Source organism: Bacillus sp. XT-2, assembly GCF_025696525.1.
Taxonomy (GTDB): domain Bacteria; phylum Bacillota; class Bacilli; order Bacillales; family Bacillaceae; genus Bacillus; species Bacillus halotolerans.
This window is the reverse complement of record NZ_JAHVOC010000009.1, coordinates 185,073-210,144: the sequence shown is the minus strand read 5'-3', so window position 1 is coordinate 210,144 and position 25,072 is coordinate 185,073. Positions and strand designations below refer to the sequence as shown.

Below are 25,072 nucleotides of genomic sequence, written 5' to 3'. Positions count from 1 at the left end.
TTTTTATTTATTTTTTGTGCTTAAACTTAATATTTGGGTAAAAAGTTATGTATTTTTCTGTTTTAATGTCATTTTTTATTAAAAAAATGAAACTTTTAACGATAATAAATAGTATATGTATTAAGGGGTATACCGAAATAGCTTCTAGGAGGAACATATGATGAGTATAATTGGAAGATTCAAAGATATTATGTCCGCGAATATCAATGCTTTATTGGACAAGGCTGAAAATCCAGAGAAAATGGTAGATCAGTATTTAAGAAACATGAATAGCGATTTGGCTAAGGTTAAGGCAGAAACAGCAGCTGTTATGGCTGAGGAGCAGAGGGCAAAAAGAGAATTACACGAGTGCCAGGCAGATATGGAAAAGATGGAAAGCTATGCAATGAAAGCACTGCAAGCGGGGAATGAGGGCGATGCGAGAAAGTTCCTTGAAAGAAGAACATCTTTGGAATCAAAGCTTTCTGAGCTGCAGACGGCGAATCAAATTGCTGCAACCAATGCCGCACAGATGAGAAAGATGCATGACAAACTGGTTTCTGACATTGGAGAGCTGGAAGCACGCAAAAATATGATCAAGGCGAAGTGGGCAGTAGCGAAAACGCAAGAAAGAATGAACAAGCTTGGCGCTTCTGTTTCGACTACAAGCCAATCAATGTCTGCATTCGGCAGAATGGAGGACAAAGTAAATAAGGCGCTTGATCAGGCCAATGCAATGGCTGAACTGAACAGCGCTCCGCAGGATGATATTGCTGATCTGACTGCAAAATATGATACTGCCGGTTCAAGTCAGGTTGATGATGAACTTGCGGCGTTAAAAGCGAAAATGATGCTGGATAAATAATACATAGGAGGCCGCAGCTTTCGGCTGCGGCACCATTTATCATAAGATTTGAGAGGGAACGGTAATGATAATATCTTATAAGTGTCCGAACTGCGGCAGTGATATGGCATTTGACAGTGAATCCGGCTCGTTATCCTGCGGCAGCTGCGGAAGACAAGACAATATTGAAAGCCTTCCGAAAGAAAACATTGCGGCGCGGTTTTCTGAAGATGAGGCAAAAGAATATCAATGTGAAAACTGCGGTGCCGTTTTGATCACGGAAGCTGAAACGACAGCGACGACTTGCAGTTTCTGCGGAGGTGCTGCAATACTTGCCGATCGTTTATCAGGACATTTGGCACCGGCGAAGGTCATTCCATTTACAATCAGTAAACAAGAAGCGGAGCAGGCATTTCGAAAGTGGTGCAAAAAAGGCCTTCTGACACCAAGAGGATTCATGTCGGCCGATCGCATTAAAAGCATCACCGGGATGTATATCCCGTTTTGGATGTTTGATTTAAATAGTGAAGTACAGGTGAGAGCGAACTGTACCAGAGTCCATCAGTATGAAGAAGGGGATTATATTTGCACAGAAACAGAACATTTTGAAGCGTTTCGGGATATCAATCTCGATTATTTGAAAATCCCTGTCGATGCCTCTGAAAAAATGAATGATGAAATAATGGACAAATTGGAGCCTTATTCATACGATCAGCTGAAGGACTTTCAAACGGCATATTTGGCCGGTTATATTGCGGAAAAATACAATTATACCGATGAGGAGCTTTTTCCGAGGGCAAAAGAGAAAATCAGCAGTTATATAGATTCATACATACATTCTACTTTTTCCGGATATACGTCGGTCAATGTGAGGGACAAACATATACACACGAGAAATGTGAACAGCTTTTATGTTTTGCTTCCTGTTTGGATGGTCAGTTACGATTATGAAAGAGCAGAGCATACCTTTGCGATGAACGGCCAAACAGGAAAGGTTGTCGGAAAGCCGCCGATCAGTTCAGGAAAAGTGGCGGCATGGTTTAGCGGAATAGCAGGCGGGACATTTCTTGCATTGAAGCTCGTCTCATTGATGATGGGAGGCGGATTTTGATGCGCGTATTTTTAGGGAAAGCGATTCTTGTTGTGCTGGCTGTCTTCATGGTGATGCCGGTACTGGGGATCGAAGCGGCGAGAGCTTCTGAATCACAGCAGCATGTATATGATCAAGCCAATCTATTATCAAAAGCAGAAATCGGAAAACTTGAATCTCTCTCGGCAGAGCTGGGTGCAAAGAGGGACACTGATTTCATCGTTATTACGACAAAAAGCACAAACGGTGAAGATATTGCCGATTATACTGGCGATTTTTATGATCGTTACGGGAAAGGCAGCACAGCCATTTTAACGATTGATATGGCAAACAAAGAAGTATTCATCGCGGGCTTCAAAAAAGCTGAACAGTATTTGGACAACAGCAGGCTAAACAGCATCAGAAATACGATTTCATCTGATTTATCAAATGAAGATTATTTCAAAGCTTTTAAGACCTATATTCAGCTTTCTTATAAAGATATGGGCATAAAACCGGGAGTCAATCCCGACAGCGTGTTCTTTAAATGGTGGTTTCAGCTGATTGCTGCCATCGCAGTCGGTGGCATCGCGGTTTCAATCATGCTTTATCATTCGGGCGGCAAAGTAACGGTTAATGGGAATACATATATGGATCATCGTACGTCTGATGTAATTGATCAATACGACACTTATATCAGAACGACTGTAACTAGAGAAAGAAAACCATCAAATGATAAAGACAGCGGCGGCGATGGCGGTGTTACGAAAGGCGGCACGTCATACAGCGGAAGCCGGGGCAGTTTCTAGTCGAAGAAAATAGAGAAAGGAAGAATTATGATGTCGTTTTTCAGAAACCAATTAGCAAATGTAGTAGAGTGGGAAGAATTTAGAGATGATATGATTTTTTATAAATGGAACAATCGTGAAATCAAAAAAGGAAGCCGTTTAATCATTCGTCCCGGTCAGGATGCTGTCTTCTTGAACAATGGGCGAGTTGAAGGGGTTTTTCAAGATGATGGCGATTATGATATTGAATCAGAAATTATTCCATTCCTTTCAACGTTAAAGGGTTTTAAGTTTGGGTTTAACAGCGGCATGCGCGCCGAGGTGTTGTTTGTCAATACGAAGGAATTTACCGTAAGATGGGGAACAAAGCAGGCGATAAATATTCCGGCAGTAGGAATGCCTGGCGGAATGCCAATTCGCGCAAACGGCACATTTAATTTCAAGGTGCAGGACTATATCAGCCTGATTGATAAAATTGCTGGCGTGAAGGATCAATATTTCGTAGAGGATATTAAAACCCGGATCACTTCTATTCTGGATCAGCTTCTCATGAAGTGGATTACTAGAGAAGGGAAAGATATGTTTAATCTCCAAGCCAATGCTTTTGACATTGCGAAGGGGATTCAAGAAGACTTAGATATGCAATTAATCGGCGACGGAATGACAGTCACTGGTTTTCAAATCATGAGTTTTAATTATCCTCAAGAGGTTCAGGATATGATTACGAAGAACGCTTCCTACGGTATGGTTGGGGATGTGAACAGATACCAGCAAATATCGATGACGGATGGAATGGCATCCGGAAAGATGAGCGGAGGCGGAGCGGCTTCTGATATGGCTGGAATGATGATGGGAATGAATATGGCCAATCAGATGATGAATCAAATGAATCAAAATCAGCAAGTACAGTCATCGGACTCACAGTCATCTGGCAACGGAAGTAAACCGAATTTCTGTCCGAACTGCGGAACAAAAACCGGTGAAGCTAATTTTTGCCCAAATTGCGGGCAGAAGCTTGTATAAGAATCATGAAGTAAAAAGTCCGGAGTGATCAGACACTCGGGACTTTTTTATCCGTTGTCTATAGTCTGCTCCTGAACAGGCCATTTTCGGGCACCCGCTTGGACAACTCCCAGCAGCAATTGACGACGTTCCTTTAAAGAATTGACGGCTGTTTGAAATGTTTGCTTTGATAAAGCCGGTATGCCTGATTGTTGAAGCTTTGAGATGTCTGGTTCCGGCGGCGCTTGTTCAGCTGAATGGATATAGGCAGTATGAACGGTATCCAAGTAGTTTTTGATACTTGAGCGCGTTTCTTTGATGTGAAGCTGATTCGGCTGATATTGTTCAGGAATGCCGCATTTCAATATGGTTAATGCCTCATCCAATACAGTGACAGCTATAATGGATGATTCCTGTCGCTGCGTGCTATGGTAAAAATGAAGGATAGGGAAGGCGTTATGCTGAGCGGTCAGCTTTCCCAGCTCTGATGAGATAGCGACAAGAAGAAAATCAATGTCGTGAAAATCTTTGCCGTTCCATGTATTCTGGACAATTTCTGTTCCGTCACGTCCCAGACTTAATACACTTTGGGCAAATGAGCGCTTTTGATTAACAGCACTCAAGACGGAAATCAAATATGTGACAGAAAATGTGATGGTAAGCAGGCCTTGAGCCGTTTCAATAACCGTGACAAGCTTCCATAGGTCTCCATTTGGTGTGAGGTCACCATTTCCTAATGTAAACATGACATAACCGGAAAAATAAATTCGATCTGACCAGGACGCCGGTTCTTTCGATTGAGTTTCCACGAGTGAATGGGGGTCACTAGAGAAAATCAAAAACCACCCGCCCCAAAATAAAATGATCCATATCACTAACGTCAGGCATAACAGCAGAGGACCTGCCATACTTAGAACCTTTGCGTGGTCTCCACTGATTTTACGGCACCCTTTCCATAGCCATGCAGACAGATATCTTGTGATGGGGCCTGCACCGCTCTCTAACCATAATGTGGTCCATAAAAAATCAATCATCCCCGCTGTCAACAATATAAGGCCTGCAATGACATAAACCTCATTCAATTTTGTTGCCTCCCCTAAGCCAGCCCTTTTATTTTCTTTTCTATTACCTTTTATCTTGAGTCTGAAACAATTGATTGAATGTTTGATAAGAGATCATTGCAGAGAAGAAAAATAGGAGAAGTTACCCAACACTTACTCATTTTATTTACATTAGCAGATGAACAGAAACTCACAGGGATTTTGGTGCTTTACACAATTTTATAAAGAAAAAAGTTCATTTTCCCCTTGATTTGGTGATTTTCCTTTTATTGAGTAAAAAATTTTCAGAAATTTATATTGACTGAAAGCGTTTTAATAATTATGATAATATCAGAAGTAACAAAGATATAACTATAACGTTACTATAATAGAACTATAAAGTGACTATAATGTAACAAAACATCAAGTATGTGCGCAAAGAAATACCCACTGTTTTTTTTAGTAAGAAATGAAATCGCTTCCAACGAAACCGCCATGCTTAGAAGAAGGGAAGGTTATGAGGCCATTTGGAGAAAAACATGATGAATTTTTTCTGAAGCCTGCTTACGAATTGTGAGGAAGGCAACGCCCTAGAATAAGTTTTTGAAATGGTATTAATCGATTTTGAAAAAGACTGGGGGAAACGGTATGAATACAAAAGGCAGTCAAATGTCATTTTTAAGCACAATTATTTTAGTTTCGACTTTCGGCGGGCTTCTCTTCGGTTATGATACCGGGGTATTAAATGGAGCTTTACCATATATGGGTGAGCCTGATCAGCTTAATCTTAATGCTTTCACAGAGGGGCTCGTCACCAGTTCTCTTCTTTTTGGAGCTGCACTTGGAGCTGTGCTTGGCGGAAGAATGTCTGATTTTAACGGACGCCGTAAAAATATTCTTTTCCTCGCCATTATATTTTTTATCTCAACGATTGGGTGTACACTGGCTCCAAACGTAACAATCATGATCATCTCCCGTTTTGTGCTTGGAATTGCCGTGGGGGGCGCATCAGTGACGGTGCCTGCTTATTTAGCGGAAATGTCACCAGTGGAAAGCAGAGGACGGATGGTGACCCAGAATGAATTAATGATTGTATCCGGACAGCTGTTGGCCTTTGTTTTTAATGCCATCCTCGGGACGACAATGGGAGACAGCTCCAATGTATGGAGATTTATGCTCGTGATAGCGTCTCTTCCGGCCGTATTCCTGTTCTTTGGAATGATCAGAATGCCTGAGAGTCCTCGCTGGCTTGTTTCAAAAGGAAGGAATGAAGATGCTTTAGGGGTTTTGAAGAAAATCAGGGACGAAAAACGCGCTGCTTCTGAGCTGGCTGAAATTGAATCCGCTTTCAAAAGAGAGGATAAGCTTGAGAAAGCTACGTTTAAAGATCTTGCAGTGCCGTGGGTGCGCCGAATTGTATTCATAGGAATCGGAATTGCGATTGTACAGCAAATTACGGGTGTAAACTCCATCATGTATTATGGCACTGAAATTTTAAGAGATTCCGGATTTCAAACGGAAGCAGCGCTGATCGGGAATATTGCCAATGGTGTGATCTCCGTCTTGGCTACGTTCGTCGGAATTTGGCTGCTCGGTAAAGTCGGTCGCCGGCCGATGCTGATTACAGGGCTGATCGGAACGACAACGGCATTGCTGCTGATCGGGATATTTTCACTTGTGCTGGAAGGATCGCCTGCGCTTCCATATGTGGTTCTGTCATTAACGGTTTCGTTCCTGGCGTTTCAGCAGGGTGCGATTTCACCAGTGACATGGCTGATGCTTTCAGAAATTTTCCCGCTGCGCCTTCGCGGTCTGGGAATGGGTGTTACGGTATTCTGCTTGTGGATGGTCAATTTCGCAGTCAGTCTGACTTTCCCTATTTTGATGGCAGGCATTGGGTTATCAACAACGTTCTTCATCTTCGTTGCGCTGGGAATTTGCTCGATTCTGTTTGTGAACAAGTTTTTACCGGAAACAAAAGGTCTTTCGCTTGAGCAGCTTGAGGAAAGCTTCCGTGCTCATGATCGCAGTGAGGTTAAAGAAGAGTCCGGCGCTGAAGTGATTGGCTAAGTGGAATAAAAAGAATCCGCACTTGAATGCGGATTCTTTTTTTGTATGTTTAGTTTGGTCTGACAAGAATTTTCACTTGGTTTTTCTCTTTGATCAGAGCTCCGAAGCCTTCTTCGATTAAATCGTCTAAGACAATCTTTTTCGTAACGAGTTTATCGGCTGAGAAATAGCCTTCTTTCATTAATGACAATACAGCTGGGAATACGTCACGGTACCCGATGATTCCTTTCACTGTACGCTCTTTGATTACGATATCGTTCGGATGAATTTCAGCGCCTTTTTCCCAGATGCTGACGATCACTGTCTCACCGGCGATTGTTGTAGATTGGATCGCTTGGCGCAAAACGACTGGAACCCCGGTTACTTCAAAGGCTACGTCAACGCCGCCTCCTGTAAGGTCTGCGATATGTGCCACTACATCGTCTGTTTTGGACGGATCCACAATAATGGCGCCGAGCTCCTCAGCTTTTTGCTGGCGCTCAGGTGAGAGCTCAACAGCATAAATTTCAGTAGCACCCGCAGCTTTCAGCGCTTCAATGACAAGAAGTCCGATCGGGCCGCAGCCGAATACAGCCGCTTTGTCACCGGCTTTGATTTTGCTTGAGCGGACAGCGTATAAAGCGACCGCAGAAGGTTCAACGAGTGCGCCTTGTTCATATGATAATTCCTCAGGAAGTTTGAATAACAGCTCTTCATCTACAGAAACGTATTCAGAGAATCCGCCGCCGCCTCCGGCTAAGCCGAGGAATCCCATTTGTTCATCAAGGTTGTACGCACCCTGATGTCCGTGTGTTGCAAAAATCGGTTCCACAACGACTCGGTCTCCGACTTTATAGTTTTCAACGCCTTCCCCGACTTCAACAACTTCACCGGAGAATTCATGCCCCATTGTGACAGGTGCTGTTTCTTTTGTTAAAGGATGGGGTTTGTCCACCGGGATAAAGATCGGGCCTCCTAAATACTCGTGTAAATCACTGCCGCAGATGCCGCACCATTTGACTTTGATCTTGACTTTTCCCGGTTCCGCTTTTGGCTCTTCAATATTTTCAATACGGATATCCTTTTGGTTATGCCATCTAGCTGCCTTCATGGATTACCACTCCTATATCTTTTGATATGAGTAATTCCGCACCGATCAATATGAACTGTTCACAAAATCGCCATTTTTTAAAACCAAAAAAAAGATAAAACTTATATATAATATAATCTACGTTTTTTGAAATAAGAAACTTTGAAGAAAAAAGAGTCTCGCACACTCTTTTTTCTTTATGATGAGAGAGTATGATTGGTTTACATAACTATGAATTTGGCTTGAACAATACGGTAATGGTTCGTTCATATTGAATGCGACAACTACTCTATCAACAATTATAACGCTAATGCTGTAATTATAATAGGATAATCTTCCATGGTTTATTTTAGCAGAGGAGATTTTTTTCGACTTTGTAACATTACTGTAAGGATATTGAAATAAAAAATCCCTGGTTGATCGTGTATAATTTTTCCTAGATGTTAACAAACAGGGGGACGAAATGTTGAAGAAAGTCATTTTAGCCGCTTTTATCTTAGTAGGAAGTACTTTGGGAGCTTTCAGTTTTTCAGCAGATGCCAGTGCAAAACATGTGAACGGAAATATTACTTGGTATAACGGAGTTGGGAAAAAAGGCTCTTCAGGTAAAAAACTTGGACATTGGGACTGTGCGACAAAGATCGGATTTGACGTACCTAGAAATGGGACAAAAATCAGAGCTTATGCTAAAGCGAAGCCTAAAAAGGTGATTACGGTTTATAAAAATGATGTTGGCAGAATGCCTCATGCAGTGCTGGATGTAAGCCCTAAAGCGTTTAAAGCGCTGGGATACCCATTAAGCAAAGGAAAAGTAGCGGGACATTACAGCTATTAATACATAGTTTAAATCTGTAAAGCAAGAAGTCGCATTCTTGCTTTTTCTATTGGTGGAGATAAGAGATGAAAAAAGGAATCGTTTTATTGGCAATCGTCGTTGTTTTGGCGGCAGCTGCGGGTTTTATGTTTTATTCTTTTAAAGATAAAGGCAGTGAGAGTGCCGCCGATGTTTCCGTGAACACGGAGAACAGTGAGAAGCTTCTGGTTTCGATTACCGATACCGATCTTCTGACGAAGTATTATGAAAATGATAAGGTGATCCACGAGGCGAAGCTGACCAGCTATCCGGCATTTGCCTTGGACCAAGAGCAGCAGGCGCTCTATTATACAAGCAATAACGATCAAAATGAGATGAGGCTTTTTAAGCTTGATCTTAAATCTGATAAGAAAACTATGCTTTATAAAGGTCCGGAAAGCGCGGACAGCTTGTTTTTATCAAAGGATCGCTCAAAAATCTATTTTCGTTTAGGGAAAGCGGACGAAAGCAATTTTCGTATCGCATCCTTTGATTTGAAAACGAAGAAGTATAAAAACCTGTATCCTGCCGCTAATGACCAGGATGACAGCGTCAGCAGCTTCTTTTATAACCAAAAAACAGATTCATTTGCATTGCTTCATTATTCTGTAGAAGAAGATTACAAAAAAACGGATGAAGCCAATGAGAAGGGAATCGATCCTGAACCGACAAAGATTCATTTTTCGGCCGGTAATGAAAGCGGCCTTCATGAGCTTAAGAGCCTGGAGCAGTTTATCAGTGATATTGCTGTTTCTGATGACGATAAACGTATTCTGTTTACGTCATATACACAAAAAGGAACGGAGCAAACGGCTTCTATTCAAATGCTGAATGCAGACACGAAAACCTATGAAAAAATCATTTCAAACCAGAAAACATTTAAGCTGTTAATTGACGCGCAGCCGCAGTTCTCCAAGGACGGAAAGAAGATTTATTTCCTTGCCGAAGCCAAGGGGGCTAAAAAGCTGAAGGACGAAACAGGGCGTGAAGCCAAGGTTCGGACAATTTATTCTTATGACCTTGATACGAAGACGTTCAAAAAAGTATGGGAAAATCCGAATGGCATCATCAACAGCTTTTCTGTCATCAACTGAAAAAATCACTCAGCAAATGCTGAGTGATTTTTTTAATGGACGAGGTGCAGGGCAAATGATCCGAGCCATTTAAAGAAACGGATGATCGGTATTGACCAATTCATAAGTTCCGCACATGAGTTAATAGCCAAATTCAACTTTTTGACTGAAGCTCGTTTCTTCAGGTCAGCCTGCTGTTGGTTTTTGATCACATCATCATCCCTAATATCCATATTATACCATAATAGAAAGTGAAAAAGCCCGAAACGTTTGCAGTTTTGGGCTTCATTATCTCGGCCTCTCGTCAAATCGGGAGGCCGTGCTATTGGATATAAAATTCGTATCTCTGATCGAGGATTGTTTGCTGATAGAGACTGCTTTTAAAAAAGGGAAGAGCTAACTTGTTTTCGTTTGGCTGTTGTTTTGGAGATTCACTAATGAACGGATGCCGTCGACCATTTTACTTCCGCACAAAGGGCACAATGGCGTGTCACTGCTGGCGAAGTTTTTTCTGGTCCAGCCGTTGCAGTCTTCTTTTGTGCATTCCCAAGTACTCACATCTTCCTTTGGCAGCGGTTCTTGATTTCGTTTGTTATAGTAAGACATAAAGTCACTTCTTCCCTCATGTATTTTACTGCACATTTCTTATTGTCTCATACTTTGCCCTAATCTCCTAATTCCTTTTTCTTTATGACTTTCCAATCTGCTCATCTAAAAAGGACAGGAGCGTGCTGTTAAAAGCATCCGGTTCTTCTAAAAACGGACAATGGCTGCTCCTAGAAAATGTAACGAGCTTTGCGTTTGGAATATGTTCACGCAGGTGTTCTCCGGCTTCTATTGAGAAAAATTTGCGGTCTTCTCCGAAGCATAACAATGTCGGCACATGAACGTTTTGAATGGTTTCGCGATAATCAGCTGCCGTTTGATTAAATAAAATCGTACTTGAAATGGCTGCTGGCTGTTTCAGAATTTCGGCAAGCATCCATTCTGTTTCTGTTGATGCTGGCGGCTCTGCGAACATATTATTGATGAAGCTTTTGTAGAATGAAAGCGGCTCAGTTTGAATAGCGTGCATCGCTGTTTTCAAGCCGTCAAAGTCAAACGGGCCGTGTCCCCAGCCGTCCCATTGGTAGTCAGAAGCTGATTGATCGACGATAACAGCGGCTCGTATGTTATCATTCCCAAATTGATTGATATAATCCCATACCACGAAAGCGCCCATTGACCAGCCAACAAGGACGGCAGGATCAAGCTCCATCGCACACATAAATTCCTTGATATCACGGGCGTATTGGGAAATGGTGTGTCCATGAAGAACTTTGTCGGATTCGCCGTGCCCTCTAAGGTCGAGACGAATACATTGATAATTGGCAGATAGCGCTGAAAGTTGTTTGTAGAAAAATTGTCCGCTCATAAGCACGCCGTGTATAAATAGGATCGGTGTCCCGCTCCCGTGAGTTTCGTAGTATAGGCGGGTCTGATCTTCTAATGTGATATATGGCATGTTTTCTCCTCCTTTAGTTTCCGTCATGTGAATGAATGGCTGATGAACTGATGATCACAGCTGTCGCGGCTGCCTGCTGTGCTTGGATGGCCGTTTCAATTGCTGTGTATAGGCCTGATTCCATCAGCAGATTTTTCTCCATATACTCGCTGAGATATAAGCTGACAGCAATTTTGAAGTTCATATCCTTTTCCCATTTAAATGCTTTTTCTTGGTTCAGCTCATGAGTGATGCCTAAAACGGTTTTGATGTCCGGCTCTTCCAAGAATGTGAGAAGGGCAAGATCGGGATAATGAAAATCTTTTGGCTTTTTATGAGATTCAGTAATGGATTGAAAGATCAGTTTGCATTGGGAAACAAGGGTTTCAGGGTCTTTTTCACTTTGCAGGGCAAGAATATGACTGACGTGTTGTAAGTATTGGCCTTTTTTAAAGCCGTTAGCGGACAGCAGCTGATAACATGTTTCTGCCTTGTTCAGCGCCCGCAAACCATTTTCGTTTTGGGCGAGCAATACGGCAAGCGGAACATTTTGAGTTGAAGTGAGGAAATAGTGATTTTTCTTCATCTGCTGATAAACAGAGAGCCCCATGTTCATCTGTTCTCTTTGGTTTATCGTTTCGGTCTTGCCGGTGAGCATGATCAGAGCGGAAAGGTACGTGAAAATATCCCGTTTATATCCAAGCTTCACCATTTGGCTGTACACATCGATGAAAGTAAGAAACGCTTGCTTCGCCTCATGCTGAAAATGAATATCCAGAATTGAAGCGACAGTAAAGCGGTGGTGAGAATTGAGTGTTGAGAAGCTGCCGATGTTTGATTTTATATAGCTGCTTAAATCATAAAAGCGCTGAAAATCAAAATCTCTTTTATTCACAATATATGCAGAGGAGATGAGCATTAATATCTGATTATGAGCAACTTTCCACCTTAATTTTGATTTTAATTCGTCATAAATTGAAATGTGTTGATTTGTTTTATTTTTAAGATCGTTTGTCAGCATAAAAAGCCGCTCCTTTCTTCGCTGTTTCTAAGTTATACGATTTATGGAAGAAAAAAGTTTCATAGATAAAAAAACCTGCCTGCAGCAGGCAAGTTTTTTGGGCCTTATTTATGGGGGTCAATCACATCCATCGGTCTCATCATGTCATAGTCTTCATGCTCAAGAATGTGGCAATGCCATACGTACCGCCCAGTGTATGGCCCGAATGTTACGGCGATTCTCAGGACTTCACCGGCGTGGGACTGAACCGTGTCTTTCCAGCCTTTTTCACTTGGTGGCGGCGGAACGGCGGGTCCGGTGTAGGCCAGTTCTCCGCGCTCTTCAAAACGGGCTGTATCAAATGGGCGCCGGTCCAATACACGGAAGGAGACCAAATGAAGATGGATCGGATGTGTTCCGCGAGTCGGGTTGATAATCGACCATATTTCGGTAGAACCGGCTTTCGGTGCTTCAGTGACAGGATCGTGCCAGCGTTTGTTGTTAAGAAGAAGGACGGGTCTGCCGTATTGGTCTTGAGTGCCTGCCAGCTTCAATGTTCGGAGGTTTTGTATTCTTTCATGCTGTACCGAAGGGTAAGATGCCAGGTATTTTGGCTTTCTGCTCTCGTCTTTTTGGGCTAACGGTTTTGTGACTCTGAATTGCATGATGTTTGCGTCTGTTTCTGGATTAACGTCACCGCCGCAGCCCTCGCTGTTTGTTAAAATGATCGATTGTCCTTCAAACGCGGCGAAGTCAATGAGAATATCAAAGCGCTCAGCCGGCGCAATACTGAAGGAGTTTAGCTTGACGGAGCGCGGCAAAAGTCCGCCATCAGAACCGATCTGGATAAATTCTCCGCCATTATCAAGTGACAGGTTATATGTTCTCGTATTAGAGGCATTGATGACGCGGAAGCGGTATTTTCTCGGTTCGACCTCCATGTATGGCCATGCCTTCCCGTTGACGAGAATCGTATCTCCGCAAAAGGCTGGAACGATTGACGGATTAGGCAGTGACGGTGAAGGGTTTTCCGGTCCGCTCGGATAAAATAAAGAGCCATCTTCATTAATCGTACGGTCCGTGATCAAAAGCGGCACATCGTATTCACCTGATGGGAGCTTTAGGCGTTTTTCCTTTGGTTCATGGATGATATAAGCACCGATGAGCCCGGCATACACATTCAGCCTCGTGAGCGCCATAGCATGATCGTGATACCATAAAATGGCTCCGCGCTGCTGATTTGGATAATGGTAAACCTCTCGTTTAAAATAAGGGCCTGTTTGTTCAAAGTCTTTAGAAAACCAGGCCTCAGGATAACCGTCGCTGTCATCTGGAGTGACGCCGCCGTGTAAATGAACGACGGTTTTCACCTCGGGTTCGGCATGCTGGCTGTCACTGTGATGAATGGTGTGATCAATCGGAAGAAAATGCTCTGAAGGAAGGTTATTCATCCATTTCACATAAACGTTTTCATTTCTTTTGGCCTTAATGGTGGGACCGGGGAATAAACCGTTATAGCCCCACAAGCGGGTTGGAGGGAGATCGCGGTGAAGCTGATGGTAGCATTCCTCCATGGTTACTTCGTAGTATGTGCTATCTTTTGACTGCTGTACCGGCTTTAGTGTATCTGGGATTGGGAGAGCATCCGCAAATTTTTCAAGTGTCATTTTCATCTGTCCTTATCTAAATATTCCCTAATTGGTACTATAGTTAATGACATTAAGGACGTGAAGGTGACAAAAAAATCCTGCCGTTAAGGCAGGATATCGGGCTGCTGCTGAGTGACCGGTTTGGCTGATGCTTTTTCAGTCACCTTGCGTTTTCTGAACACAAGATAAGAAAGCAATACAATGCCTGTGATAAAGCCTGTCAGCAGCAGTTCATCTCTCATAGATTCAATAAATGCCATGGATACTAAAATACCGCAGATGGCAATAATGGTCAGGTAGGTTAAGAACGGGAAGAACCACATCTTGATTTTCAATGCTTCCGGGTTTGTTTTTTCGAGGCTTTTTCTCATTCTCAGCTGGGAAACAGCGATAACAAGATAAACGAGCAGGGCGATTGCGCCTGATGAGTTGACTAAAAATAAAAAGACGGTGTCAGGTGAAAAGTAATTCATTACGACCGCGATATAAGAGAAAAATGTTCCGGCGACAATTGCTTGTACGGGAACTCCTTTTTTGCTCAGTTTCATAAAGCGGCGCGGCGCTTCGTTTCTTTCTGCGAGTGAATACAGCATTCTGGATGTGGTGTACAAACCTGAATTCAGGCAAGAAAGTACAGCTGTGAGGACGATAAAGTTCATAATTTGCGCGGCTGCCGGCACTCCAATATGTTCGAGAACAGCGACGAAAGGGCTTTCTAAAATATTCGCTGAGTTCCAAGGCAGAAGCGCAACGACAACGGCGATTGAACCAACGTAAAAGACAATGATGCGCCATACAACGGATCGAGTCGCTTTGGTTACGGATTGGACCGGGTTTGATGTTTCACCGGCAGCAATCGCAACAATTTCCGTTCCCATAAAGGAGAAGATCACGACAACAATTCCGAGTAATACAGAGCCTATGCCTTCCGGGAAAAATCCGCCTTGGCCCGTGATATTTGCGAAACCGACTGGATCACTGCCTGGGGCGAAGCCAAAAATAAATGCAAAACCAACGATTAAGAATGCGATGATTGTAACAACTTTAATGAGGGAGAACCAATATTCAAACTCACCAAATGATTTAACAGAGTAGATGTTTGTCAGTGTGAGTAAAATCGTCAAAATTAAGCTCGTCATCCACAGCGGAATATCGTGGAACCAGTATTGGATAATGCCTGCTCCCGCGATTGCTTCAATAGCGATAACAATAACCCAGAAAAACCAGTAGAGCCAGCCGATTGCAAATCCTGCCCACGGTCCGATAGCGTCATGAGCGTATTGGGAAAATGATCCGCTTGTCGGGTTTACAGCCGACATTTCACCAAGCATTCGCATGATAAAGATGACCAATAATCCGGCTAATGCATAAGAGACAATGGCACCGGGCCCGGTCGAGTGAATCACTGAACCGCTGCCAACAAATAATCCGGCTCCGATGACGCCGGCGATAGAAATCATCGTCATATGTCGGGTCTTTAATTCTTTTTTTAATCCTGATTGAGACTGGTTCATATGTTACCTCCTTGAAAATTAGAGTTGTTACTGAATATTATGATAATTGAAACTGTAACATAAATATACATTTTGTCGAAAATTTATGTCAGAAAATATAACAGTTTATTTCAAATTTGTAGGGTTTTGTTTGCTGTTTTTGGAGTGAATATGTTCGATATAAAAGAAAAAATTTTCCGTCAATTACCCGTTTTTTTGATTTGTTATATTTTTGAAAAAGTGTTGGATGGCTAGAAGTATTGGTATCATTGGATTTGAAACACTTTTTACAAATGAAAATAATTTGCATTGAGTAAAAATTGTTCTATCGTCACTATTTTTCTGTGGTGAGTGAATCATGTTTCTATAGACCCACTGCGGGTCAGCTTTGTATCATAATGATAGGAAAACATGAGCGGAGAGGAGGTTTTTTATGGAGAGATATGATGAACTGAAAAAGGGAGAATCCGGGGCGCTGGTCAGTATTGCCGCGTATCTTGTGCTGTCCGCGATTAAGCTGATCATCGGCTATGTATTTCACTCGGAAGCTCTTACGGCAGACGGGCTAAATAACACAACAGATATTATTGCTTCTGTTGCTGTGCTGATCGGTCTCCGCATCTCTCAAAAGCCTCCTGACGAAGATCATCCATACGGCCACTTTCGGGCGGAAACAATTGCATCACTTATCGCATCGTTTATTATGATGGTTGTCGGCCTGCAAGTGCTTTTCAGCGCCGGTGAATCTATTTTTTCTGTGAAAGAAGAAACACCGGATATGATTGCGGCTTGGACGGCTGCAGGCGGGGCAGTCATGATGCTGATTGTCTATCAGTACAACAAAAGGCTTGCCAAAAAGGTGAACAGCCAAGCGCTGCTTGCGGCGGCGGCTGATAATAAATCGGACGCATTCGTCAGTGTCGGCACGTTTATCGGTATTTTGGCCGCGCAATTCCATCTTGCATGGATTGATACGGTGACTGCATTTGTCATCGGCCTTCTCATTTGCAAAACGGCATGGGATATTTTTAAGGAATCATCGCATTCATTGACTGATGGCTTTGACGTAAAGGACATGTCCGATTATAAACAGACGATCGAAAAAATCTCCGGTGTCAGCCGGTTAAAAGACATCAAGGCGAGATATTTGGGCAGCTCTGTGCACGTAGATGTAGTGGTTGAAGTGTCATCAGAGTTAAATATTACAGAAAGCCATGATATTGCGAATGAAATTGAGCGGAGAATGAAGGAGGAGCATGCGATTGATTATTCGCATGTTCATATGGAGCCTTTGCAAAACAAATAACTGGGTAATGAGAGCTTCCTGTCATGGGAGGCTTTTTTGTTTGATTGCTCTGTATGTATTGGCAGCAATTTGCTAGAATCGTTTTTTTATACAGGTCGTTTTTTGTGGTAAAGTTAGGTTACTATATGATGATTTTTGTAGATGACTAGGAGGAAGAGAATGTCATACCAAGAAGACCTGCATCCTTTGCTGGGAAAAGCAGTTGAACATATCGATAAAGTAATGGTTGGAAAACGGGACATCGCAAAACTCAGCTTAGCAGCTATTCTTGCCAAAGGACATGTGCTGCTTGAGGATGTGCCGGGCGTAGGGAAAACGATGATGGTTCGCGCTCTGGCGAAATCGATCGGCGCAGATTTTAAACGAATTCAATTCACACCGGATTTGCTGCCCTCCGATGTAACGGGTGTTTCTATTTATAATGCGAAAACAATGGAGTTCGAATACCGGCCGGGCCCGATTATGGGGAATATCGTGCTGGCTGACGAAATCAACCGAACATCCCCTAAAACACAGTCTGCCTTGCTTGAAGCGATGGAAGAGGGAAGCGTCACGGTAGATGGCAACACAATGCCGCTTGCCGCTCCATTTTTTGTTATGGCCACGCAAAACCCTGTGGAATATGAAGGGACATATCCTTTGCCGGAAGCCCAGCTTGACCGTTTTTTATTTAAACTTCGCATGGGCTATCCGTCCTTTGAAGAGGAATTGGATGTCTTATCTCTTCAGGAAAAAAGCCATCCGATTGAGACACTCGAGCCTGTGATTTCAAAAGAAGATTTCATCCGCCTGCAGAGAGAAGTGCAGGATGTCCGTGCTGATGACAGCATGAAGGAATATATTGTCGAAATCGTGCAAAAGACGAGACAGCATGCCTCTGTTCACTTAGGCGTCAGTCCGCGCGGATCCATCGCTCTCATGAAAGCGGCCCAGGCATTTGCGCTGCTTCATGACCGCGATTATGTCATTCCGGATGATATTCAATATCTTGCCCCTTATACGCTGCCGCACCGGATGCTCCTGCAGCCGGAAGCAAAATTTGAAGGGATCCAGGCAGAAACAATCATACGGGAGATCATGTCTGGCGTGAAAGTTCCGGTTCAAAGGTCGTCGGTCCGCTGATGAAAAAGAAATTTCAATGGTTGATGTACGGGTGGAAACTGCTCGTATTAACGTTATTGACGGGTGCTGTTTTCTCTTATGCAATGTTTCAGGGCGGCTTTGTCAGCTGGTTTTTGTTTTATTCATTTCTCCCTTTTGTTGTATACGCCGGGCTGCTGGCGATGTACCCGCTCCGCTCTTTTCAGGTGTCGCGGCATATCGTCAAAACGCAATTGCATGCGGGAGACAGGCTGGAAGCTTCGATTACGCTTAAAAGAAAACTGCCGTTTCCCCTGATGTATATGGTGATTGAAGATTGTCTGCCGTCAGGGTTAGAGCCATTAAACGGAGATGAAGCTTTGGCCAAACAGCTGGTGTTCCCATGGTTCAAACGGAGCATCACGATGTCATATCAAATAACGCGAGTACCGCGTGGGAAGCATCATTTTCATGCCGTCAGGGTGCGGACCGGGGATGTCCTCGGACTGATTGAAAAAACGTCGTTTTATGGGGCGGACGATGCGGTGTTTGTTTACCCGTTCTTTCAGCCTCTTCAATATCAGCTGAATGAGCGATATCAGGAAGATGGCGTAAGCGGGGCATCACCTGTTCATCAGCACCATTCTTCTGTCGCAGCGAGTGTAAGGAACTATCAGCCGGGAGACCGTTTTGCCGCGTTAGACTGGAAGACTTCGGCGAGACGGAGCCAGCTGATGACGAAGGAATTTGAACCGTCGAGAAGCAAAAACCTGTTTCTTCTGATGGACCGTTTTAGCTCTGACGCATTCGAAGAGGTCGTTTCCGTGACAGCTTCGATTCTTCATTCTGTTTTGAAAAATGGCGCAGGAGCAGGTCTGGCTTCAGTCGGAAAGGAAAGGGTCATTTTTCCGATTCAGGAGGGAGAGCATCATTTTAAACACATGCTCCATCACTTAGCGATTTGTGAGTGTAATGCTGCTGACCGCGTAAGCCGTTATGCACGTGAGGAGCTTGGGAAGCCGTCTGTTCGCCAGGCTGATAAAGTGATTGTCACGGGACAGATCACGGAGGATTTGATGAAGACATTAGAAGCAGGGATCGGTCCGGTAACTATTATACTGGCAAAAGAGAAAGACGCCGATCTTTCCCAAGGTGAGCATATGATGATCGAACGCATCCTGAAACACCAAATCAGAGTTCAAATTATGAGAGGCGGCCGAGCTTCGCGTGTTGTTTAGAAAGAGAGGTGACGGTGTACATGCCGCTTGATGACCAGAAGGGAAGCCGTTTGAGCTTGCTGTTATTTTATTTTCTGGCTTTTTTATTGCTGTGGGAGTGGCTCAGGCCGCTGGACCATTTTACAGACACGAAGCATACAGGCTTTTTTATTGTCTTTATCGGGTTGACGTTTCTGCTGACTTTTTTCAGGATGAGGTGGTTTGTCACCGTTCCTTTTTGTGTCTTATTTACGTTCATTTCGATACACATTCTATTTTACGAAGGGTCTATTTTTGACTTAAGCTGGGTCAGCTCTTTTTTACAGGATGTCTATTTGAATATCACGTTTATTCAGACTGGACAATGGAATAATATGATTCCTTCTTTTCGGACCCTGCTGTTTTTTGTGCTGCTGTGGCTGCTGGTCTATCTCCTTCATTACTGGGTGATTTACCAGAGGAGGATCTTATTTTTCTTTATGATGACAGTGGCGTATATTACGATTCTTGATACGTTTACGCCTTATGACGCCGCTTACGCTGTTATCCGTATCGTGCTGATTGGCTTCTTTATGCTGGGCCTTCTGTATTTGGAACGCATTAAGCTGATGGAACGAATAACGTTACCGAAAGCGGCTGTTCTGAAATGGTTTCTCCCCCTGTCTGTGCTGATTTTGGCCGCGGTGGGATTTGGGCTTGCCGCGCCGAAATCAGATCCGAATTGGCCGGATCCCGTTCCTTTTCTCAAAAAAGTCACCAATCATGATCGTGTGCCGGCAGGAGAAAGCAAAATCGGATACGGGAATCACGATGAATCGCTCGGCGGTCCGTTTCAGCAGGACGCTACCCCTGTTTTCACGTGGCAGGGAAAAGAGCGCACATATTTCCGCGTGGAAACAAAGGATACGTATACGGGAAAAGGCTGGATTGAAACAGACACGGGCATGTCGTATCAGCTTAGCGGAGGCAACGTTGAAAATCTGTGGTTTGATCATAAGGTTTCCACAGAGCGGAACACTGTACGTGTGAAGGTCGATGAGCATTATGGATATAACCATGTAATGTATCCGATTGGTGCGCAAAATATTAAGCCTAAGCAGGCTGTCTCGCTTGAAATGAACGGGAACACTGAACAAATTTCTCCGATCAGTGAGCAGGCCGGTGATATTCGGAACATGGGCAGTTATACAGTGACGTACAACTCCCCGGTCTATAAACAGGATGAGCTGAAAAAGGTGAAAGTGAGACAAAACAGTGAGGAGTACACATTCAGCGACCGCTATATGCAGCTGCCGGATACTCTGCCTGAGCGGGTGAGAACGCTAGCGATCAAGCTGACTCAGGATCACGATAATATGTTTGATAAGGTCAAAGCTGTTGAGGACTATTTAGGATCAAACGAGTTCACCTATGAAACAGAAAACGTCACCATCCCTAAAGATGATGAAGATTATGTGGATCAATTTCTGTTTGAAACAAAGATGGGCTATTGTGATAACTTTTCGTCCTCGATGGTGGTGCTCCTGCGTTCGGCCGGCATTCCGGCACGCTGGGTAAAAGGATATACGTCAGGTGAATATAAAGAAGCGGGGAACAAAAACGGCAGCATCTATGAAGTGACAAATAACAACGCCCATTCCTGGGTAGAGGTGTATTTTCCAGAGCAGGGATGGGTCACTTTTGAGCCGACAAAAGGGTTCACAAATCCGGCTGAGTTTGCTTCCTCCGATACAAAGGATTCCGGCAGCGAAAGCAGCAGTTCGCCTGAGAAAGCAAAAGAGGAACAGAAAGAAAAGAGAAAACAGCCGGAGAAAGAGCAAAAACAAAAGGAAAAACGTGAGCCTGCCGTTTCCAAAAAAACGCCGTCTGCGCATGCAAGCGTTGGAGCAGGCTGGTATGCCGCCATGGCTGCGGTTCTTTTGACAGCGGTTTTGCTTTATGTTTTCCGTTCGTTATGGCTTCCTGTTTTCACAGTGAGAAAATTGAAGCACCGCAGTGATCAGCATGTGTTTTTTGAGGCATACGGCGCGCTCCTGAAACAGATGAAAAGAAGAGGCCTGCCTAAACGTGACAGCGAAACGCTGCGGGAGTATGCAAAACGAATCAACGAAACATATCATTCTGAAGACATGTTAAAGCTGACAGCAAACTATGAACGGGTGCTGTACAGAAATGACGATTCGGCAAAGCTTTGGAATGATTCCAGAGAGTTATGGGAAAATTTAATTAAAAGAAGATGGTCTTGACCGCTTATCGACGTGTTGTTAGAATTAGTGAATATTATCGGAGTCTGGGAGCGAGTTGCCTGACTCCGGCAAACGGCCTTGCCAAAGAGGGCGGAGCGTGTTTCATATCTGTCCTCGTTTTTTTCTGTGTCAAAAAACTTAGAGGAGATTAGGTGACAACCATGACAAAGTTAGTGAATGAAATGATTCTTGTCCTTGATTTCGGCAGTCAGTACAATCAGCTGATTACACGCCGCATCCGTGAATTTGGTGTATACAGTGAGCTGCATCCCCATACATTGACGGCTGAAGAAATTAAAGAAATGAATCCAAAAGGAATTATTTTATCCGGCGGTCCGAACAGTGTATATGATGAAGGCTCTTTCCGCTGTGACGAGAAAATCTTCGAATTAGATGTTCCTGTATTGGGAATTTGCTACGGCATGCAGCTGATGACTCATTACCTTGGAGGTAAAGTAGAAGCTGCCAGCCAGCGTGAATACGGTAAAGCGAACATCCACATCGAAGGAACACCTGATTTGTTCAAAGATCTTCCGAATGAACAAGTGGTTTGGATGAGCCACGGTGACTTGGTTGTAGAAGTGCCTGAAGGTTTCACTGTTGATGCGACGAGCCATCACTGCCCGAACTCAGCGATGAGCAAAGCGGATAAAAAATGGTACGGCGTTCAATTCCACCCGGAAGTGCGCCATTCTGAATACGGCAATGACCTTCTGAAAAACTTTGTATTCGGCGTTTGCGAATGCGAAGGCGAATGGTCAATGGAGAACTTTATCGAAATCGAAATGCAAAAAATCCGTGAAACGGTCGGAGACAAACAGGTTCTTTGCGCGCTAAGCGGCGGCGTTGATTCCTCTGTTGTTGCTGTTTTGATTCATAAAGCGATCGGCGACCAGCTGACTTGTATCTTTGTAGACCATGGTCTTCTCCGTAAAGGCGAAGCTGAGGGTGTTATGAAAACATTCAGCGAAGGCTTTAACATGAACGTGATTAAAGTAGACGCACAAGATCGATTCTTAGATAAATTAAAAGGCGTTTCTGATCCTGAGCAAAAACGCAAAATCATCGGTAATGAATTCATTTACGTATTCGATGATGAAGCGGACAAGCTCAAAGGCATCGACTACCTTGCACAAGGTACGCTTTACACAGATATCATCGAGAGCGGTACAGCAACGGCGCAAACGATCAAATCTCACCACAATGTCGGCGGGCTTCCTGAAGACATGCAGTTTGAGCTGATCGAGCCGTTAAACACGCTCTTCAAAGACGAAGTGCGCGCGCTTGGCACAGAGCTCGGCATTCCGGATGAAATCGTGTGGCGCCAGCCGTTCCCAGGACCGGGACTCGGCATCCGCGTTCTTGGCGAAGTAACAGAAGAAAAACTGGAAATCGTTCGTGAATCAGATGCGATTTTGCGTGAAGAAGTTGCTAATCATGGTTTAGAGCGTGATATCTGGCAATACTTCACTGTTCTTCCGGACATCCGCAGCGTTGGTGTTATGGGTGACGCGAGAACATATGATTACACAATCGGAATTCGCGCCGTTACATCAATTGACGGCATGACTTCTGACTGGGCGCGTATCCCGTGGGATGTGCTTGAAGTCATTTCGACACGTATCGTAAACGAAGTAAAGCACATCAACCGCGTGGTGTACGATATTACAAGTAAGCCGCCTGCGACGATCGAGTGGGAATAAGTAAATACCTAAGAAAAACGTCCCTTTATAAAAGGGGCGTTTTTTTGTTAACTTTTTGAAACCGTTTTGGCAGTTCTTATATCTAACAACATAGGAGGTGGATAAGGTGAAGGAAGAAAGATTGATTACAAAGGCGAGAAAAGGAAATACTCGAGCCTTTGAAAAGCTTATGCTGGCACATCAGGAGACTCTATATAAAACAGCCTATCTCTATTTAAGAAATAAAGAAGATGCACTTGATGCTGTACAGGAAACGGCTTATAAAGCTTTTATAGGTATAGAAAAACTAAAAGAGCCAAAGTACTTTTTAACGTGGCTCACCCGAATTCTTATTAATTCAATTTTTGCAATGAAGAAAAAGAAGGGGGAATTGGTTCCGTTTGAAAGCCATCATGACACTGGCACGGACCAAAGGAATATTGAAGAATATATAGACTTGCGCAATGCGCTGGATACACTTGATGAACATGTTCAGTTAACAATTCAGCTCTATTATTTTCAAGATTATTCGATTTCAATGATAGCTGAACAAACAGGAATGGCAGAAGGCACAATTAAAACACATTTACATAGAGCAAGAAAATCACTAAAACAGGAGCTGGAAAAGGAGGATAAAAAAATATGGAAAAACACCAAGTAAAGCAGTTGTATGATGACATAGAAGTGCCAAAGAGAGCACTCAAAAAAGCAATACATCAAGCTGTCGTTCGTGCTGAAAATGAAAGTAACACAAAGCGCCGTTTTAAATGGGGACGAACCATTACAAATGGAATGGCTGTTGCTGCTGTGGTAGGTATACTGTATTTAACGTCCGGTCTTTTTCTGCCTTCTGTAAACAAAGCGATGGGAAGCATACCCATTGTCGGCCAAATTTATAAGGAGTTTCAAGATAAAGTTGGCCTATCATTGTTTAAAAGCAATTTGGTCACAAATCTGAATGAAAAAGCGGAGTCGCGAGGCATTACTATATCTGTGAACAGTTCATACTACGATGCCGGACAGCTTGTCTATAACTTTACTGTTGATAACCTCCAGTCTGATGAAAAAGAGCTCAGCTATAATGTGAGCAAAGCGAGTTTTAACGATAATTTTTCAATCGACTTTGATTCCTTAATGCTCAAAAAATTAAATAACAAACAATACGCTGGTCAATTAAGGCTTTATACAAAAGGAGCCGAAATAAAAAATGGGGATACCACGCCTTTTGTGATTACTCATATCAATGAAATACAGGGGAATTGGAGTTTCAAACTGCCTATTACCAAAAAGAATGCGAGTTATTTAGAAAGCTCAAAAGTGGTATCAGTGCATCACAATCGTTATCAATTTTCCAATATTCAAGTAGAGAACGGAAAGCTCGGTTCTGTCCTTCAATTTACAATAGATTATCAAGGCATAGCAAAGCATGATACGGTTGAAATTAACGAAGTCAAAGATGATTTAGGAAACACATATGAGATGACATCGTCAAACATCGAACTTGGAGACCGCAAAAAAGTAAACGAGAGAACGGTAAGAGCAAAAGGACAAACACTGCTAGAATCACCAATCAATTCAAAAGCGAAAAAGCTAACATTAATAGCAAACATTAAATCTGAGGCAGAGGTCAGTGAAATCGTCCCGCTAAATGCAGAGATGCCATTTCATGTTTCAGAAACAAACCATCAAAACATAGGGATTGAAATCAATAACATTAACCAAAAAGGGAGGAAAGTAATGGTTCATTACCGCTTCACTGGAATTGATACCTCAAGCATGAATGAAAATGATTTAGTGAATATAGGTGAAACGATTGGCCTTGGTGATACGAAAAAAATGCAATCTTGGCCTGATCCAGTGGGTGATTATGAAGAAGGTTATTATTTGAAAACAAATATAGCTAAAGTGAAAAATATGAACACAGCCGAAATGGTATCTACTTTTGAACTGGATGATGATTATAATGATAAGCTGTCTTTAAAGCATTTTGAGTTTAGTGAGTACGGTCTGTATATTGATAACGGCGTTTTAAATCACCTGATTCAACTAAAGCCATTCTCGTTTACTGTACCAGTGCATCAAGTGAGTCAGCCTGCCGAAAAAAAATAATCAAAAGTTGAAAAGCCGTA

The 25,072-nt window shown here is 43.2% G+C and carries 22 protein-coding genes; 14 read left to right on the top strand and 8 right to left on the bottom strand.

Annotation, left to right across the window (positions count from 1 at the left end; genetic code table 11):
* The first annotated feature begins 160 nt into the window (after nt 1–160).
* The 4 genes from KXD37_RS20660 (at nt 161) to KXD37_RS20645 (ending at nt 3,703) form a co-directional block, all read left to right on the top strand.
* A complete protein-coding gene (locus KXD37_RS20660; RefSeq protein WP_106021497.1) occupies nt 161–844 on the top strand; it encodes a PspA/IM30 family protein in 684 nt (227 codons plus the stop codon).
* A gap of 64 nt (nt 845–908) precedes the next feature.
* Nucleotides 909–1,934, top strand: a complete 1,026-nt coding sequence (locus tag KXD37_RS20655; protein WP_106021498.1) for a TFIIB-type zinc ribbon-containing protein — start codon at nt 909–911, stop codon at nt 1,932–1,934.
* Complete coding sequence (locus KXD37_RS20650; RefSeq protein ID WP_263463720.1) at nt 1,934–2,701, top strand: TPM domain-containing protein; 768 nt, start codon at nt 1,934–1,936, stop codon at nt 2,699–2,701. Before KXD37_RS20655 ends, KXD37_RS20650 begins: the two co-directional genes overlap by 1 nt.
* Before the next feature lie 30 nt (nt 2,702–2,731).
* The gene (locus tag KXD37_RS20645; protein ID WP_106022475.1) at nt 2,732–3,703 is read left to right on the top strand and encodes an SPFH domain-containing protein; all 972 of its coding nucleotides are present in this window, start codon (nt 2,732–2,734) and stop codon (nt 3,701–3,703) included.
* Nucleotides 3,704–3,750: 47 nt separating this feature from the next.
* Here KXD37_RS20645 and KXD37_RS20640 read toward each other — a convergent pair whose 3' ends face one another.
* Complete coding sequence (locus KXD37_RS20640; protein WP_106021501.1) at nt 3,751–4,764, bottom strand: potassium channel family protein; 1,014 nt, start codon at nt 4,762–4,764, stop codon at nt 3,751–3,753.
* A 606-nt stretch (nt 4,765–5,370) separates the two neighbouring features.
* Between KXD37_RS20640 and KXD37_RS20635 the strand changes: the two genes are divergently transcribed.
* Nucleotides 5,371–6,792: a sugar porter family MFS transporter gene (locus KXD37_RS20635; RefSeq protein ID WP_106021502.1), complete on the top strand. Its 1,422-nt coding sequence runs from the start codon at nt 5,371–5,373 to the stop codon at nt 6,790–6,792.
* Between the two features lie 49 nt (nt 6,793–6,841).
* Here KXD37_RS20635 and bdhA read toward each other — a convergent pair whose 3' ends face one another.
* On the bottom strand, nt 6,842–7,882 hold the full coding sequence (gene bdhA, locus KXD37_RS20630; RefSeq protein WP_024120423.1) for a (R,R)-butanediol dehydrogenase: 1,041 nt from the start codon (nt 7,880–7,882) through the stop codon (nt 6,842–6,844).
* A gap of 442 nt (nt 7,883–8,324) precedes the next feature.
* On the opposite strand from bdhA, the gene walM reads away from it, so the two are divergent.
* The gene (gene walM / locus KXD37_RS20625; protein ID WP_081638245.1) at nt 8,325–8,696 is read left to right on the top strand and encodes a cell wall metabolism protein WalM; all 372 of its coding nucleotides are present in this window, start codon (nt 8,325–8,327) and stop codon (nt 8,694–8,696) included.
* Nucleotides 8,697–8,761: 65 nt separating this feature from the next.
* Entirely contained in the window at nt 8,762–9,808 is a 1,047-nt protein-coding gene (locus tag KXD37_RS20620) for a PD40 domain-containing protein (RefSeq protein WP_101861365.1), read from the top strand.
* 32 nt (nt 9,809–9,840) lie between these two features.
* On the opposite strand, the gene KXD37_RS20615 is transcribed toward KXD37_RS20620, so the two are convergent.
* The 6 genes from KXD37_RS20615 to gabP form a co-directional block, all read right to left on the bottom strand.
* Nucleotides 9,841–9,999 (bottom strand): hypothetical protein, encoded by a 159-nt coding sequence (locus KXD37_RS20615; protein ID WP_038954158.1) that lies wholly within the window; start codon nt 9,997–9,999, stop codon nt 9,841–9,843.
* 184 nt (nt 10,000–10,183) lie between these two features.
* Nucleotides 10,184–10,393 carry a cold-shock protein gene (locus KXD37_RS20610; protein WP_003234008.1) on the bottom strand — a complete coding sequence of 70 codons (210 nt, stop codon included), beginning with the start codon at nt 10,391–10,393 and terminating at the stop codon, nt 10,184–10,186.
* A gap of 82 nt (nt 10,394–10,475) precedes the next feature.
* Nucleotides 10,476–11,291: an alpha/beta fold hydrolase gene (locus tag KXD37_RS20605; protein ID WP_106022476.1), complete on the bottom strand. Its 816-nt coding sequence runs from the start codon at nt 11,289–11,291 to the stop codon at nt 10,476–10,478.
* A gap of 13 nt (nt 11,292–11,304) precedes the next feature.
* Nucleotides 11,305–12,291: a DUF4003 family protein gene (locus tag KXD37_RS20600; RefSeq protein WP_106021505.1), complete on the bottom strand. Its 987-nt coding sequence runs from the start codon at nt 12,289–12,291 to the stop codon at nt 11,305–11,307.
* A gap of 104 nt (nt 12,292–12,395) precedes the next feature.
* Nucleotides 12,396–13,937, bottom strand: coding sequence for an outer spore coat copper-dependent laccase CotA (cotA, locus tag KXD37_RS20595; RefSeq protein ID WP_263463719.1), 1,542 nt, complete (start codon nt 13,935–13,937; stop codon nt 12,396–12,398).
* Nucleotides 13,938–14,023: 86 nt separating this feature from the next.
* Nucleotides 14,024–15,433 (bottom strand): GABA permease, encoded by a 1,410-nt coding sequence (gabP, locus tag KXD37_RS20590; RefSeq protein ID WP_059293380.1) that lies wholly within the window; start codon nt 15,431–15,433, stop codon nt 14,024–14,026.
* Between the two features lie 412 nt (nt 15,434–15,845).
* Here gabP and mneS point away from each other — a divergent pair, with 412 nt between their 5' ends.
* The 7 genes from mneS (at nt 15,846) to KXD37_RS20555 (ending at nt 25,052) form a co-directional block, all read left to right on the top strand.
* Complete coding sequence (gene mneS / locus KXD37_RS20585) at nt 15,846–16,718, top strand: manganese transporter MneS (RefSeq protein ID WP_024120430.1); 873 nt, start codon at nt 15,846–15,848, stop codon at nt 16,716–16,718.
* 159 nt (nt 16,719–16,877) lie between these two features.
* Nucleotides 16,878–17,840 carry an AAA family ATPase gene (locus tag KXD37_RS20580; protein ID WP_024120431.1) on the top strand — a complete coding sequence of 321 codons (963 nt, stop codon included), beginning with the start codon at nt 16,878–16,880 and terminating at the stop codon, nt 17,838–17,840.
* On the top strand, nt 17,840–19,036 hold the full coding sequence (locus tag KXD37_RS20575) for a DUF58 domain-containing protein (protein ID WP_263463718.1): 1,197 nt from the start codon (nt 17,840–17,842) through the stop codon (nt 19,034–19,036). Before KXD37_RS20580 ends, KXD37_RS20575 begins: the two co-directional genes overlap by 1 nt.
* A gap of 20 nt (nt 19,037–19,056) precedes the next feature.
* Nucleotides 19,057–21,261, top strand: coding sequence for a DUF4129 domain-containing transglutaminase family protein (locus KXD37_RS20570; protein WP_263463717.1), 2,205 nt, complete (start codon nt 19,057–19,059; stop codon nt 21,259–21,261).
* A gap of 161 nt (nt 21,262–21,422) precedes the next feature.
* On the top strand, nt 21,423–22,964 hold the full coding sequence (guaA, locus tag KXD37_RS20565; RefSeq protein WP_038954159.1) for a glutamine-hydrolyzing GMP synthase: 1,542 nt from the start codon (nt 21,423–21,425) through the stop codon (nt 22,962–22,964).
* Nucleotides 22,965–23,070: 106 nt separating this feature from the next.
* Nucleotides 23,071–23,604, top strand: a complete 534-nt coding sequence (locus KXD37_RS20560) for a sigma-70 family RNA polymerase sigma factor (RefSeq protein ID WP_010787821.1) — start codon at nt 23,071–23,073, stop codon at nt 23,602–23,604.
* Nucleotides 23,586–25,052, top strand: a complete 1,467-nt coding sequence (locus KXD37_RS20555) for a DUF4179 domain-containing protein (protein ID WP_151174796.1) — start codon at nt 23,586–23,588, stop codon at nt 25,050–25,052. Before KXD37_RS20560 ends, KXD37_RS20555 begins: the two co-directional genes overlap by 19 nt.
* Nucleotides 25,053–25,072 lie beyond the last annotated feature (20 nt).

Coding starts and splice junctions, on each gene's coding strand:
- KXD37_RS20660 (WP_106021497.1), top strand. CDS start 161: ATGAGTATAATTGGAAGATTCAAAGATATTATGTCCGCGAATATCAAT.
- KXD37_RS20655 (WP_106021498.1), top strand. CDS start 909: ATGATAATATCTTATAAGTGTCCGAACTGCGGCAGTGATATGGCATTT.
- KXD37_RS20650 (WP_263463720.1), top strand. CDS start 1,934: ATGCGCGTATTTTTAGGGAAAGCGATTCTTGTTGTGCTGGCTGTCTTC.
- KXD37_RS20645 (WP_106022475.1), top strand. CDS start 2,732: ATGTCGTTTTTCAGAAACCAATTAGCAAATGTAGTAGAGTGGGAAGAA.
- KXD37_RS20635 (WP_106021502.1), top strand. CDS start 5,371: ATGAATACAAAAGGCAGTCAAATGTCATTTTTAAGCACAATTATTTTA.
- bdhA (WP_024120423.1), bottom strand. CDS start 7,882: ATGAAGGCAGCTAGATGGCATAACCAAAAGGATATCCGTATTGAAAAT.
- walM (WP_081638245.1), top strand. CDS start 8,325: ATGTTGAAGAAAGTCATTTTAGCCGCTTTTATCTTAGTAGGAAGTACT.
- KXD37_RS20620 (WP_101861365.1), top strand. CDS start 8,762: ATGAAAAAAGGAATCGTTTTATTGGCAATCGTCGTTGTTTTGGCGGCA.
- KXD37_RS20610 (WP_003234008.1), bottom strand. CDS start 10,393: ATGTCTTACTATAACAAACGAAATCAAGAACCGCTGCCAAAGGAAGAT.
- KXD37_RS20605 (WP_106022476.1), bottom strand. CDS start 11,291: ATGCCATATATCACATTAGAAGATCAGACCCGCCTATACTACGAAACT.
- KXD37_RS20600 (WP_106021505.1), bottom strand. CDS start 12,291: ATGCTGACAAACGATCTTAAAAATAAAACAAATCAACACATTTCAATT.
- cotA (WP_263463719.1), bottom strand. CDS start 13,937: ATGACACTTGAAAAATTTGCGGATGCTCTCCCAATCCCAGATACACTA.
- gabP (WP_059293380.1), bottom strand. CDS start 15,433: ATGAACCAGTCTCAATCAGGATTAAAAAAAGAATTAAAGACCCGACAT.
- mneS (WP_024120430.1), top strand. CDS start 15,846: ATGGAGAGATATGATGAACTGAAAAAGGGAGAATCCGGGGCGCTGGTC.
- KXD37_RS20580 (WP_024120431.1), top strand. CDS start 16,878: ATGTCATACCAAGAAGACCTGCATCCTTTGCTGGGAAAAGCAGTTGAA.
- KXD37_RS20575 (WP_263463718.1), top strand. CDS start 17,840: ATGAAAAAGAAATTTCAATGGTTGATGTACGGGTGGAAACTGCTCGTA.
- KXD37_RS20570 (WP_263463717.1), top strand. CDS start 19,057: ATGCCGCTTGATGACCAGAAGGGAAGCCGTTTGAGCTTGCTGTTATTT.
- guaA (WP_038954159.1), top strand. CDS start 21,423: ATGACAAAGTTAGTGAATGAAATGATTCTTGTCCTTGATTTCGGCAGT.
- KXD37_RS20555 (WP_151174796.1), top strand. CDS start 23,586: ATGGAAAAACACCAAGTAAAGCAGTTGTATGATGACATAGAAGTGCCA.